The sequence below is a fragment of the Marinobacterium arenosum genome (genome assembly GCF_019795155.1).
GTDB lineage: Bacteria > Pseudomonadota > Gammaproteobacteria > Pseudomonadales > Balneatricaceae > Marinobacterium_C > Marinobacterium_C arenosum.
Genome location: NZ_JAILYN010000018.1, coordinates 21,540 through 34,525, shown reverse-complemented (window position 1 = coordinate 34,525; position 12,986 = coordinate 21,540). Strand labels below are relative to the sequence as shown.

Below are 12,986 nucleotides of genomic sequence, written 5' to 3'. Positions count from 1 at the left end.
ACCCGCCGGACAGGGTAAAATTTCACCCCCTGTCGCCCTGCAGAAAGGTCCGCCAGGCGACCAGCAACTCGGCGAAATCCTGCAAGCCGCAGCCAGCCTGCAACTCATCGTCGTAGCAGGACAGCTCCTCCTCATCCTCCTCGGGCGGCAATTCAACCTCGTAGCCCAGCGCATTGGAGCGCACCACGACCTCATCCCGGCTCAACTGCAGGCTGAACTCCCGGCCCGCCAGCTCATACTCCCAACCCTGACCGGCCAGCAGGCGCGCAACCTGCTGCTGAACGCCGGCCAAGCGGGCCTGATCCTCTCCCAGCTCATCCACCAGCCAGTGACCGAACGCTTCATGCCCCATACTGAATCGGGCATAGGGCCGATCGATAATATCGCGGCCAAATTCGTACTCCATGCCAAGCCCCCCCGCAAAAAAGCCGGCTATTCTAGCCACCGGCGCCGGTTGCTCCAAATCTGTTACAGGTTTGCATCCGCCTTTCGCAAGATCATTACAACATACAGTCAAGATAGTACCGAACGCGCGTGCACCAGCGGCTAGGCTGTGCAATACGTGCCTGTTTATAGCCGCTGAAACCCGCCAACAAGCGAAGGTCTTCCGGCCCGAGGAGTGACACCATGTTCCTGATTGCCCGCTCAGCCGCATGGATCGCGCTAACCGGTTTACTGTCCCTGCTGCTATCTGCCCCCGCATTTGCCGGCCCGCCGGTGATGCCGCCGCCATTCGCGCCAGACCAGGTAGTGGTGGTCTTTCAGCCCGGCACCGCCGCCGCTGACAAACGTGCCGCCCATAGCCAGGCCGGCAGCCGCGTCATCCGGACGATTCCGACACTGAATGCCGCACTGGTCTCGGTGCCCGCCAACAGCGTGCAGGCCACCATAGACCGCTACGGGAAAAATCCGAATGTCCGTTATGCGGAACCGAATTTCTATCGCACCTTCGTAATCCCTGACGAGGGCCAGGAACCGCCACCGCCAGACGGCGTGGGCGATTACTTCAAGGAGCAGTGGGGACTACACAACAGCGGCCAGGGTTTCGGCGCAATGCTTGACCCGATCACGCTGCAACTGATTGCGCCGCTCTATAACGGCCTGGCGGACGCCGACATCGACGCTCCCGAAGGCTGGGACGGCTTTCTGGCAAGCTGTCCGGATGCCGCCAGCTGCCCACCCAGCCGTATTGCGATCCTCGACTCCGGCGTCGAATGCGCCCACGTCGACCTGAACTGCGATTACGACGTCAACCTGGTCGCCGGTATAGGCGCCCCGAACGGCGACCTGATCGGCCACGGCACCCATGTTGCCGGGATCGCGGCGGCGCGTTTCAACAATGATATCGGGGTCAGCGGCGTGGCGATCAATTCACCGGTGGGCTCCTTCAAGGTCTGTTACGGCTATCCGATCTCGTTCCCCACCGTCGGCGTCTGTGAAAGCGTGGCCATCGCCGAAGCTGTCAACCTGGCGACCCAACTGGGTTACGATGTGATCAACATGAGCTTCGGCGGCCCAACCATCTCGCAGGCGGAACAGGATGCGATCAGCCAGGCATCGTCGCAAGGCGTGGTGATGATCGGCGCGGGCGGCAACGACTATCGCAATGGCTGCGACTACCCGGGCATGCTGTCTGAGGTGATCGCGGTCGGTGCCAGCGATCACTTCGACAATCTCAGCAGCTTCTCCAACTTCGGCAACTGTATATCGCTGCTGGCACCCGGCAGCGAGAGTTTTGCCACCTACCCGTCCGCCGGTTGCGGCATTGCGCCGGATGATCCGCTGGGTTGCTACACCTGGCAGTCCGGCACCTCGATGGCGGTCCCCCTGGTCAGCGGCGCCGCTGCACTGCTGAAGACCCTGCTGGGCGGCAGTGCCGATAATCAGCAGATTCGCACCCTGCTGGAAAACAACGCCGACAGCGTCGGTACTCTGGGCCAGAATATGCTGGCCTGGAGCCAGTTTGGCCGCCTCAACCTGGCCAACGCTGTCAATGGCGCCGGCGGCCAGCCACCACCTTCAAACGATGCTCTGTACGTTTGGGATATCCAGTTCTCACTCAAGGGCAAGACCCTGAACACCTCGGTCTATATCAAGTGGGATTCGGATGGAGATGGTATCGCCGAAGCCAGCGATGCGCCCGCCAGCGGGGCCACACTATCCGTTTCCATGTGCTCGATTTTTGGTTGCAACTTCGAAGGCAGCCAGGGCACCACCGACGGCAATGGTAAGGCCGTTTACAAACTACGTAATCCGCAACCGACAAGCTATACATTCACCGTTCAGGATATCCAGCTGGCACCTTACAGCTACTCACCAGCCATGGACCAGAACAACCCAGCCAGTTACCAGCCCTAGTCCCATTATTACCCGGATGAAGGCCCTGGCCGGCCTCCATCCGGGCCTTATCGGCAACATTTCGCGGCGTCGACGACCAATTTGAGCAGTCGAGCATCGAATTCTGCGGCCGATTAGCGTATGCTAGCGTCACGTTTATCCCTCCTACCCGATCCGTTGGCCGCATGGACCAGCCGATCCACCAGAGTAAAGCAATATCCTGATGACTTTTTCCGCTCTCGGCCTGGCCGAGCCACTGCTTCGTGCAATCGATGAAAAGGGTTATAACACCCCCTCCCCGGTCCAGGCCCAGGCTATTCCCGCCGTACTGGATGGCCGCGATGTGATGGCCGCCGCCCAGACCGGCACCGGCAAGACCGCCGCCTTCACCCTGCCGATGCTACAGCGCCTGTCCGCCGGCAAGCGGGCGAAGCGCAACGCGGTACGCGCGCTGGTATTGACGCCGACCCGCGAACTGGCCGGCCAGGTGGGCGACAATGCGCACCACTACGGCAAACACCTGAAACTGAGTTCCGGGGTAATCTTCGGCGGCGTTTCGGCCAAGCCTCAACTTGAACTGCTGGCCCGCGGCGTCGACTTGCTGGTCGCCACGCCCGGCCGGCTGCTGGATCTGCAAAGACAGGGCGCGGTCCAGTTCGACCAGCTGGAGATGCTGGTATTGGACGAAGCGGACCGGATGCTGGATATGGGCTTTATCCACGATATCCGTCGAATCCTGGCGCTGTTGCCGCCGCAACGACAGAACCTGATGTTCTCGGCCACCTTCTCCGGCGAAATCCGCAAACTGACCGAAGGCCTGCTGAACGATCCGGTGAAAGTCGAGGTCAATCCGCCGAACGCCACCGCGCAGACCGTACAACAGCGGGTCTACCCGGTCGACAAAGGGCGTAAGGCTGCCCTGCTGAGCCACCTGATCGAGCGCCACGACTGGCAGCAGACGCTGGTATTCACCCGCACCAAGCGAGGCGCCAACCAACTGGCCAAGAAACTGGTGGATACCAATATCAGTGCCGAAGCGATTCATGGCAACAAGAGCCAGAACGCCCGCCAACGCGCGCTGAGCAGCTTCAAGAACGGCAAGGTGCGGGTATTGGTGGCCACCGATATCGCCGCACGCGGCCTGGATATCGCGCAGTTGCCGCAGGTGGTCAATTACGAGCTGCCGAACGTGCCGGCCGACTATGTTCACCGTATCGGCCGTACCGGCCGGGCCGGCACCCAGGGACACGCCTACTCGCTGGTTTGTGCCGACGAGCAGAAGCTGCTGCTGGACATCGAGAGACTGGTGCGGCTGAAACTGCCGGCCGACCCGGTCAGCGGTTTCGAACCCAGCCAGACGGCACCGACCGAGGCGGAGCCGGCCGCGAAACCGGCCAATCGACGTCGCCGCTCATCGGGCAAGCCCGCGAATGCAGGCAAAGCCACCAACCGCCCCGCCGGTCAGCAGGGCAAGCGAAATTCGCAAGGTGCCTCTCAGCAGGCTGCAAGCGCGGAAAACACCACGGCCAGCAAGCGGCGCCGCCCACGTCGTCGCCGACCGGCCAAGGCCGCAGCGGCCGCCAATCCATCCTAATGCACTAGAAAAGAACACTGCAGTAGGGCTATCCAGCGCTCTGCAGTGCTCCTGCGATAAAGCGACAGGCTACGCTTGTCGTTTGTCGCTCAGGCATAAAAAGGGTCTTCGCGCTTTAGCGGGAAACATCTACATCAGATGATCAAGCGCCGTGTGGGCACAAAAACGTGCCACCCTACAAGGCATGTCGCTTGTCGCTCAGACACAAAAGGTTCATCGCAGATTAGCAAGCAAAATCTGCGTCAGCGGAACTGGCACCGCGTGGGCACAAAAAACGTGCCCACCCTACAAGCAAGGCCGGATTCTGCCCGCTGTGCCGCTCATAGCTTGTATCTTGCAGCTCCCCGAACAGGCAATAAAAAAGCCCGCTAAAAAGCGGGCTAAAAACAAGCAAAGGATGCCAGAAACTTGCGATATCAGCGACCGTAAACCGCTTCCAGACTCGGCATAGGTTCGATCTTGATCAAACCCTTCAGCCAGGTTACTGCAGCCTTGGCCAGACGGGCCATCTCTTCACTGCGCAGCTCCTGCGCCTGGTCGATGTAGTACTCCATATCGACGCGGCCACTGACGGTGGTACGAATCTCGATCAGGTAATCTTCACGGTTCATTTACGGCCTCAAAAAATTCAGCATAAAATTTGAACAACAACAAAATGCGTTTGCGTCCGGCAGACCAGCGACCAGGGCCCGAATTCCCCAACCATTGATGTGGTCTGCTTTTCAGCAGTGCCTCGAATCAATCGATGGGGTTATACTAAGGTCGAAACGGTTGCGCCACAAACGATACTTTTTCACCTGATTGGTGAAAATATCTAATCATTGTAGGAGTATTGTCATAAGACAGCTGCCCCCTCTGAACGCCCTGCGCTGCTTCGAAGCCGCCGCACGCAAAGGTAGCTTCAACCAAGCCGCCGAAGAGCTCTATGTCACGCCATCCGCGGTCAGCCACCAGATCAAAACGTTGGAAGAATTCCTCGGTTTGAAGCTGTTCCGCCGGGAAAGGCGCAAGGCGATGCTGACCGCTGCGGGTGAGAAATATCTCAGTTCTATTCAACACGCGCTCGACGAGATCGACAGCGCCACCCGCCGGCTGATCACCGCGCCCAATATCAGCGTGGTCAACCTGGCGGTAGCGGCGGCGTTCCTGACCCGCTGGCTGGTACCGCGACTGGGTCAGTTCCAGGCTCAGCACCCGGACGTGGAACTACGCCTGAGCGCCTCGGTCGGCCAGATCGACTTCCAGCAGAGCGATACCGATATGGCGATCTATCTTGGCCATGGCGAATGGGACGACGTGGAAACCCACTTTCTGCGCAGTACCACCATCGTACCGGTTTGCAGCCCGCGCCTGCTGGAGGGGGACAAGCCGCTGGAAACCCTGCAGGACTTGAAGCGCCACACGCTGATCCATGTCGCCAGCCGCGCCAGCGAATGGCCTCAGATCATGGCGCAGACCGGTATCACAGATATCGGCAGCGCCAAGAGCCTGACCTTCTCCAACACCTCACTGGCCCTGGGCGCCGCCATGGAGGGGCTTGGCATTGCGCTGTCCGATATCGGCCTGGTGGAACGGGAGCTGCAATACGGACAGCTGGTCATCCCGTTTGACCTGCAGCTGAATACCCGCAAGGCGTTTTACCTGGTATACCAGAAGAACCGGCCGCTGACTTACAGCATGGAGGCATTTCGTGACTGGATACTGGCGGAGATGGAAACGCAACAGGCGCAGCTGGCCGAGCAGCTGGAGGAGAAACGGGCGGAGGGCAACTGAGCCCGGCGGGAAAACCCGTTTTCGTCGGGCTTTCCATCCGGCCGGTTCAGCACCGCACGTTTCGTTCTGCTTTTATTCCTTTTGCCGAGCTTTGCGCTCCGGGTGAGTGGCGATAAAGTGCGCCAGCACCTGCCGCAACACCTGCTCATGCTGATGATTGCCGCAACGCTTGGCCTTGGCGATGTCGTCCAGAATGATCTTGCGGATCTTCTGTTCGCCGTCATGGTGCAGCAGATAGTTGCCCAGCGCCATGGCCACCATCGGATCCAGGTGCTCATGTTCGGCAATGGCCGCCACCTCTTCATCCGAGAGGCCGCACAGATCCAGACATTCCTGGTACGTCAACATGGCTACACCCCCTCATATCCATCGCTGAAGATAAACAAACCTGTTTCTGGATTAAGTGTAGCTGCGGTGCAGCAAGACGCGGCGCAGCAAGTGCTGTTTCGGCCCGGAAATAGATCCAGATCAATCCTCTTGCTCGGCAGTCCCGGCAACCAGGGTCGCCACCTGATGCGGCCCCTGTTGTCTACTGGCGATCAGGCATTGTTCCATGCGGCGGATAAGTTCAGCATGGTTCTGTTTGTTGTCGCACTGCGCCACGCAGAAGGAAGCACTGATATGCACGTCCTCGCTGAAATGGTGCAACTGCAGCAGGGTGTTCAGCTTCTTGGCCAGGCCAAGCGCGTCTTCCAGCGGCGTATCAGGACAGAGAACGAGGAACAGGTCTCCCTCCCAACGACCGAGCTGGTGCCACTCCCCCAGGCTTTCCTCCACCAGCCGGCAGGTCTCCACGATCACCAGGTCGCCGACCTGGTGATCGTGCGACAGGTTCACCTCGCTGAGGCCATCGAGGTCGAACAGAATCAGCGACAACGGCTTGCCATGTTTGCGGTGGCGGGCAAAATCGTCCTGTAGCTCCCGGTCGATCTTGACCCGATTATAAGTACCGGTCAAAAAGTCGCGCTTGCTGACCTGCTCCAGCCGCTGATTGCGGTCGGTCAGCCGGTCATTCATCTTCGCCAGCTGGGCGTTGAATTTCTGGCTGCTGTGGTTGCGGTATATCAGGAACGCCAGCGCCACCAGCAAGCCAGCCAGCAGGATCAGCAACAGCGTATAGTCGCGCGCTTGCTCCACCTTGACGTTGTACCAGCGCTCAAGGATTCGGTCGCGCAGAGCCGGCGACAACTCGTTGACCGCCTTCTGGAAGATACCATGCAGCAACGGCTGATCATTGCGTACCGCTACCGAAAGTTCATAGTTGAACTCGGTATTGCCGGCAATCTTAAGCTGGCTCAAGCCCTGCTGCTGAATCTGGTAGAGCGCGGTCGGCAAACCGGCAATCGCTGCCTGCACATCCCCCCGTGCCACTTCGCGCAACGCCTCCAGCAACGACTGGGTAAAATGCAACTGTACTCCCGGGTACGTCTGCTGCATGAACTCCACCAGCACATAGCCCTCCGGTACGCTGATGGTCTTGCCCTCCAGTTTTTTCAGGCCATCCAGATAGGGGGAATCCTTAGTGGCGATCAGCACCACCGGCAGTACCAGGTAGGGATCGGTGAAATCGAAATGCTTGCGGCGCTCGGCGCTCTCGTTGGCCAGGCTCAGTAGATCGCATTCGCGGTTGCGGGCCCGTTCCATCGACTCCGCCCAGCTGCCCGTAGCCACCAGATGCAAAGGCACACCGAGCATACGGGAAAACTCCGCCATGAAATCGGCACTGATACCAATATGGCGTCCACGCCGATCGATCTTCTCGAATGGCATCCAGTCCGGGTCGATACAGTAAGTGATCGGGCCACGCGAGCGAAGGTACTGCCGCTCCGCGTCGGTTAAGGAAAACTCAGCCACAACCGGGACGCAAACACCCAGCCAGAGCAAAATAACTGCAACCCAACGTTGGACTGCCGCGTGATACATTGCGAAATATCCCTTGGAGGTTCACTCTCAGCCTAGCAAAGGATCATCCGAACGCTGCTCCCGGTACCGGAAACCTTCAGCCCACCGGCCGGTTCAGCAACCAGGCCCTGAACACCAGGTACAGCACCAGGCCGTTCAGCAGATGCCAACCGAAGTGACTGCCCAACGGCCAATAGGCACAAAGCGCCATATCCAGCGTGCGCAGCGTCAGCGACAACAGGAACCAGCCGCAGGCCTGCAGCAACAGCGTCGACTCCCGCTGTCCGAGCCGGAGGTGGTAGATCGCCAATCCCAGCAGTACCAGCAGCGCCGGCACATACCCCAGCGAGCCGTTCAGGCCGGTCAATTGCGCCGCTGCCAGCGACACACCCAAATATCCCAGCAACAGCAAGGCACTGACCGCCCTTTGCAAACCTATCAGCTCGCGGCAGTAGAGCCAGAGATAGACCAGTTGGAACAACAGAATCGGCAATTCGTCGGCCAGCTTGGCCCAGCCGCTCGCCAGGATATGGAACAGGGTACTGCCGATGCCGATCAGCAGCATCAGCCCGATCAGCATGATCGCTGCCGCGTCCAGTTGCCGGTGCCACCGCGCCAGGCGGACTGACAGCCCGGCGGCCAGCAGGAACGCCAGATTGGTAACCGCATTGAGCGGCTCCGCCCAGAGCCCGTCTGCCATCCGCTCGCAGTACAGATCGATCATGCCGCCCCTCCACGAAAGCCCGTCCAGCAAGCATAGTCGTCCCCGGCCGGCTCGACCTTATAGAGACGGAAACAGATGCGGGCAACCCAAACATGATACAGATCAAACAAACAATATGTTTGATTAAGTATCACTTTTTACCCTGTATCTATTATGGATAATTGGAACGGCTCTTGACCCAAGCTAATAAATACAATCACTTCAGGAGAAGAGACGATGAGCGATCTGTATCAGTACAATGATACCCAGATGAACCTCACCCGCGTGCGTAACGGTGCCCTGATTTTCAGCGGTGTTACCGACGACGGCACCCTGCTGCAGCTGGAAGTTCAGGACCGCAAGCGCGTCGAAATGCTGGACGTCGAAACCAAGGATGCCTGGCAGTTCGTTGACCTGATCCCGGACGCCGATGCCATCCAGGTCAGCGAGACCGCCTGGCGCCAGCTGAAGTAATCCCTGGCCCGTCCGGCGTCTCTCCCCGCCGGGCGGGCACCCCTTCCCCTTTCCTCCCCGCGCCAATCCCGATAAAGTGTCGAGAATCATTATCATGAACGTCGGCTACACCGAAGAGGGAACCGGATGCAACGCGCCCTTGTCCTGATCATCGTTCTACTGGTCGCCGCTGCGGCCTTCATGTTTTATCAACGCTCCGAACAAACCGGCTCGGTTGAGGACACCCGGACAGCACCGCCATCCGCCGAGACCGCCCGCCAGGCGCGCGAGCATATCGACCGCCTCACCAGCCCGGCCGAGCAGGCGATCGATATCGAACAGGCGGAGCACTTCGTGACCGCCCAGCAACTACTGGCGCTGCCCGCTCACCAAGTCGAAGCGTCGGCCGAACTGCTTGAACTGAACGAAGCCGGAAACCAAACCGAGCCCCTGGCCGGTGACGCCGCATCCGGCGACACTACCAGCTACGGCGTCAGCCTGGCGCCGCTGCCGGGAAAAACCGCCCAGCCGCCGTCGCGCGATACTCTGGACCAGATACAGGGCCAGATTCAGAACGGCACCCTGCCGCAACGCGCCCACCAGGTTAAATTGAAAGAGCTTCTGGACAACCCGGACGCGGCCGAGAAACAGATCTTCTACCTGCATGCGGTGCGTGAAGGCGACAGCCAAGGGTTGTGGGGGATCATTCAGCACGCCCTGATGCGCACCTTTTCCGCCGGCCTGAAGCTGCCCGGTCAGCAGCAGGCGGTCAGCACCGACATACCGGCCGATGCGGACGAGCGGCTGGCCGACCTGCGCAGCTCTTTCCTCGGCAACATCCTGCAGAACAAAGTCGACGAAACCTATATCTACAACTACGCCCAAGGCATCCTGGGCCAGAATCCGGACCTGATTCGACCCGGCCAACAGCTGATCATCGTAACCTTCTCCGAACAGGAACTGATCGATATCTACCGCCACTTCATGGACGGTACCGCTGCCGCAGGGACAGACTGATGATCGACCTTTACACCTGGGGAACACCCAACGGCTACAAAGTCTCGATCATGCTGGAAGCCTGTCAGCTACCTTACCAGGTCCATCCGATCAATATTCTGGAAGAGGAACAGTTCGCGCCGGAGTTCCTGACGATCAGCCCGAACAACAAGATCCCGGCAATCGTCGACCCGGACGGCCCGGCTGGCGAACCGGTGGCGCTGTTCGAGTCCGGCGCGATCCTGCTTTACCTGGCGGAAAAAACCGGCCTATTCCTGCCTGAAGAGCCGCGCGAACGGCTCGACTGCATTCAGTGGCTGATGTGGCAGATGGGCGGTTTCGGCCCGTTTCTCGGCCAGGCGCACCACTTCAACCGTTTCGCCCCGGAGCCGGTGCCCTACGCCATCGAACGTTACAACAAGGAAGCCAGGCGGTTGTGGCAGGTACTGGACAGACAACTGGCTGGTAAAAGATTCGTAGTCGGCGACGACCTGACCATCGCGGACTTCGCCATCTACCCCTGGGCGATGCGCTACCCGTGGCAGAGCATCGATCCGGCCGACTTCCCGGCCGTGGCCGACTGGATGGAACTGATGGGCGGGCTGGAGTTCGTTAAATACGGCATGCAGGTCCCCTGAGCGACTCATTCAAACGGGATATTGCGCTTGCGGAGCTGGCGCACCAGCCAGGCCTCCAGCTCCGGCAGCGCCGCCTCATCCACCACCAGCAACGCCAGGCCAGCCCCTTCCGCCAGGGTTTGCAGCCGCATCCGGCGGGCCAATTCGGCGCTGCCGGCCGACCCGCTCCAATCATCGATATAGAGCTGGGATTGCGGCAGGAACAGGTCACAGTCGGGCGAGTCCGGCAGTGGTAGCGGCCGCTTAAAGGCGTGCTGAATCCCTGCCAGATAAAACCAGTTATCGAGCCGCCGCACCACCCCGCTGCTGCAACAATGACCATCCAGGGCGATATACGGCCCATCATCCGACGGCTGCAACCGCGCCAGTAACCGGGCAACAGCGGGCTGCTCCAGCAGGTTGTCAGGCCAGAGCGCGTAGCGCTTGCCGCTGCGCGGATCCTCCCGGGCGACGCCGCCCGCCCGGCGGCCCGCATCGGTCAACTGCCAACCGCCCGGCTCGGCATGCAACCAGCCCAACTCCTGCATTAAGCGGTTCAGCTGCTGAGCCGACAGCCCCGCCCGGCGTCCCAGCGCGGTTGAACTGGCCAGCGCCAGATCGCCGCTACTCAACGCGCGGTGGTTCAATACCGATTCGGGCCAGACGATATAGCGGCCAAACTTTTCGCTGTCCCGATAGGCACCGCCCTCGAACTCGCCTTTCGCCGTCAGCTGCCAGTTTTCACCCTCACGGCGGATCCAGCCGAGCACTACCAGCTCGGCAAACAACTGCTTGGCAGTTTTATGCAGCCGCTTGGCCAGGGCCGAAGTTGATAAGCGTTCGCTGTCCGACACGATAAAGCTCCTGTTTAGTTAACAGTTTACAGCTGCAAGTTAACCGTAATTTCGTACTGGCTGCAGCTACATAGCCTACCCACTGTGAACTTAAAACTGTTAACTAATCAACCGTTAACTGACGGCTGAAAATTAAGACAAATTCTTAGCTGCAGACGCCGCCCGCTATGCTAATTTGAAAACAGCCTCAGCCAGCCTTCCGGAGAGAACGTTATGGATGACGCCTGTATCCTTTGTACCGATCTTCTGCTGCAGCTTCGCCCCCATCCGGCGCTTGCACCGTTAAGCCGGATCGGCGACCACCAGATCTTTCAGTGCGACTGCTGCCAAACCCAGCTGCATCGCCACCAGGACCACTGGGTGATCCACCGTACCTGCCCGTTATCGACCGCCGGCCACTCAGCTACTGCAGACCGGCGAGGCGGTGTCGAAATCGATGAGGAGCAGTCCGCCTTCAACCATTTCAACCGCCGTCCCCAGCAACGCTCACTGCTGGGTTGAACAACGCAGGCGGCGCTATTTAGCCGCCAATAGCGACGTTGTTGCACCGGCCGGCGTAACAGTGACTAAGCTAAAACGTAGCGGTAAAGATCAAACAAACCGACCGGAGATGACTTTCAGGGGGACAGAGCCATCCGGCAGGAGTCATGCATGGGGCGCGCTAAGTTTTACGCTCTTCCGATCCGTTCGCTGCACCGAAGCACACCGGAAGCGATCAGCATCACCTTCGACCTGCCACAACAGTTGCAGCCGGCGTTCCGATTCAAAGCCGGCCAACACCTGTGCGTCGAAGCGGTGGTGGATGGAGATGTGCTACAGCGCTACTACTCGCTGACCAATTCGCCGGCGTTAGCGGAGCCGTTCGCCATCACCGTCAAGCAGATGCCAAACGGCCGGGTTTCGCGCCACCTGAACCAGGCGCTGAAGGTCGGTGACACGTTGCGGGTCGCCCCGCCCAGCGGCAACTTCACCCCGTTGATCCAGCCGGACAACCGCTGCAGCTACTACCTGTTCGCCGCCGGCAGCGGCATCACCCCACTGTTGTCGATCCTGAAAACGGTACTCAGCGTAGAACCGGAAAGCCGGGTCTACCTGCTTTACGGCAACCGCGATGAAAATCACATCATCCTGCATCAGGAATTGAACGACTGGCAACGCCGCCACCCGGACCGCCTGCTGCTGCTGCACTGCCTCAGCCAGCCCCGATTCCGCCGTAGCTGGCCGGCACACCGCCGCAAGACTCGCAAGGTTCGCGGTCGTGTCGGTCGAATCGACGACGGCACGCTGAACTGGTTCCTGGACCGCTACCCGCCCACCACGCCGCATTGCTGCTACCTGATCTGCGGCCCAACCGGAATGATGGATAGCTGCTACGCTCATTTGCGCCGCCACGGTATCGCCGAGCGTGATATCCAGCGGGAATACTTCAGCCTGGAACATGCCATCGAACCTGCACCGGACAGCTCGCTCGGCCAGAGCGCGATCGTCGACCTGGAACTGGATGGCCGTGATTACAAGGTACGGCTGGACGCGGGGGAAACCATCCTGCAAGCGCTGCAGCGGCTCAATGTGGATGCGCCGTTCAGCTGCCAAGCCGGCATCTGCGGTACCTGCCGGGCAGAATTGCTGGCCGGCCAGGTACAGATGGTCCAACATCCGGCACTGAACGACCAACAGGTCGAGGATGGCGAGATCCTGATGTGCCAGAGCCGACCGCTAAGCGACCAGATCCGGATCAGGGTGCGCAAACACTAAGA

General features: G+C 60.0%; 14 protein-coding genes. 8 read left to right on the top strand and 6 right to left on the bottom strand.

What is annotated here, in order from left to right; translation table 11 throughout:
* Positions 1-22: 22 nt before the first annotated feature.
* Positions 23-406 carry a YacL family protein gene (locus K6T12_RS10145; protein WP_222222064.1) on the bottom strand — a complete coding sequence of 128 codons (384 nt, stop codon included), beginning with the start codon at positions 404-406 and terminating at the stop codon, positions 23-25.
* Positions 407-627: 221 nt separating this feature from the next.
* Between K6T12_RS10145 and K6T12_RS10140 the strand changes: the two genes are divergently transcribed.
* Positions 628-2,358 carry a S8 family peptidase gene (locus K6T12_RS10140; protein WP_222222062.1) on the top strand — a complete coding sequence of 577 codons (1,731 nt, stop codon included), beginning with the start codon at positions 628-630 and terminating at the stop codon, positions 2,356-2,358.
* A 202-nt stretch (positions 2,359-2,560) separates the two neighbouring features.
* Positions 2,561-3,931, top strand: coding sequence for a DEAD/DEAH box helicase (locus tag K6T12_RS10135; RefSeq protein ID WP_222222060.1), 1,371 nt, complete (start codon positions 2,561-2,563; stop codon positions 3,929-3,931).
* A gap of 416 nt (positions 3,932-4,347) precedes the next feature.
* Here the strand turns inward: K6T12_RS10135 and K6T12_RS10130 are convergent, their stop codons facing one another.
* Complete coding sequence (locus K6T12_RS10130) at positions 4,348-4,542, bottom strand: RSP_7527 family protein (protein ID WP_222222058.1); 195 nt, start codon at positions 4,540-4,542, stop codon at positions 4,348-4,350.
* 193 nt (positions 4,543-4,735) lie between these two features.
* On the opposite strand from K6T12_RS10130, the gene gcvA reads away from it, so the two are divergent.
* The gene (gcvA, locus tag K6T12_RS10125) at positions 4,736-5,704 is read left to right on the top strand and encodes a transcriptional regulator GcvA (protein WP_315853589.1); all 969 of its coding nucleotides are present in this window, start codon (positions 4,736-4,738) and stop codon (positions 5,702-5,704) included.
* Positions 5,705-5,776: 72 nt separating this feature from the next.
* Here the strand turns inward: gcvA and K6T12_RS10120 are convergent, their stop codons facing one another.
* The 3 genes from K6T12_RS10120 to K6T12_RS10110 form a co-directional block, all read right to left on the bottom strand.
* Complete coding sequence (locus K6T12_RS10120; RefSeq protein ID WP_222222056.1) at positions 5,777-6,052, bottom strand: hypothetical protein; 276 nt, start codon at positions 6,050-6,052, stop codon at positions 5,777-5,779.
* 120 nt (positions 6,053-6,172) lie between these two features.
* Positions 6,173-7,558, bottom strand: coding sequence for a diguanylate cyclase (locus K6T12_RS10115; protein WP_222222054.1), 1,386 nt, complete (start codon positions 7,556-7,558; stop codon positions 6,173-6,175).
* Positions 7,559-7,703: 145 nt separating this feature from the next.
* Positions 7,704-8,330 carry a ceramidase domain-containing protein gene (locus K6T12_RS10110; protein WP_222222052.1) on the bottom strand — a complete coding sequence of 209 codons (627 nt, stop codon included), beginning with the start codon at positions 8,328-8,330 and terminating at the stop codon, positions 7,704-7,706.
* Between the two features lie 216 nt (positions 8,331-8,546).
* Here K6T12_RS10110 and K6T12_RS10105 point away from each other — a divergent pair, with 216 nt between their 5' ends.
* The 3 genes from K6T12_RS10105 to K6T12_RS10095 all read left to right on the top strand — a co-directional run bounded on the left by K6T12_RS10105 (position 8,547) and on the right by K6T12_RS10095 (position 10,396).
* Positions 8,547-8,783, top strand: coding sequence for a hypothetical protein (locus tag K6T12_RS10105; protein WP_222222050.1), 237 nt, complete (start codon positions 8,547-8,549; stop codon positions 8,781-8,783).
* 126 nt (positions 8,784-8,909) lie between these two features.
* Positions 8,910-9,779, top strand: coding sequence for a hypothetical protein (locus K6T12_RS10100; RefSeq protein WP_222222048.1), 870 nt, complete (start codon positions 8,910-8,912; stop codon positions 9,777-9,779).
* A complete protein-coding gene (locus K6T12_RS10095; protein ID WP_222222046.1) occupies positions 9,779-10,396 on the top strand; it encodes a glutathione S-transferase C-terminal domain-containing protein in 618 nt (205 codons plus the stop codon). Before K6T12_RS10100 ends, K6T12_RS10095 begins: the two co-directional genes overlap by 1 nt.
* A gap of 5 nt (positions 10,397-10,401) precedes the next feature.
* On the opposite strand, the gene K6T12_RS10090 is transcribed toward K6T12_RS10095, so the two are convergent.
* On the bottom strand, positions 10,402-11,229 hold the full coding sequence (locus K6T12_RS10090) for a hypothetical protein (RefSeq protein WP_222222045.1): 828 nt from the start codon (positions 11,227-11,229) through the stop codon (positions 10,402-10,404).
* Positions 11,230-11,442: 213 nt separating this feature from the next.
* Here K6T12_RS10090 and K6T12_RS10085 point away from each other — a divergent pair, with 213 nt between their 5' ends.
* Both K6T12_RS10085 and K6T12_RS10080 read left to right on the top strand, forming a co-directional pair.
* Positions 11,443-11,730 (top strand): hypothetical protein, encoded by a 288-nt coding sequence (locus K6T12_RS10085; protein WP_222222043.1) that lies wholly within the window; start codon positions 11,443-11,445, stop codon positions 11,728-11,730.
* Between the two features lie 150 nt (positions 11,731-11,880).
* Positions 11,881-12,984 (top strand): 2Fe-2S iron-sulfur cluster-binding protein, encoded by a 1,104-nt coding sequence (locus K6T12_RS10080; protein WP_222222041.1) that lies wholly within the window; start codon positions 11,881-11,883, stop codon positions 12,982-12,984.
* The last annotated feature ends 2 nt before the right edge of the window (positions 12,985-12,986 follow it).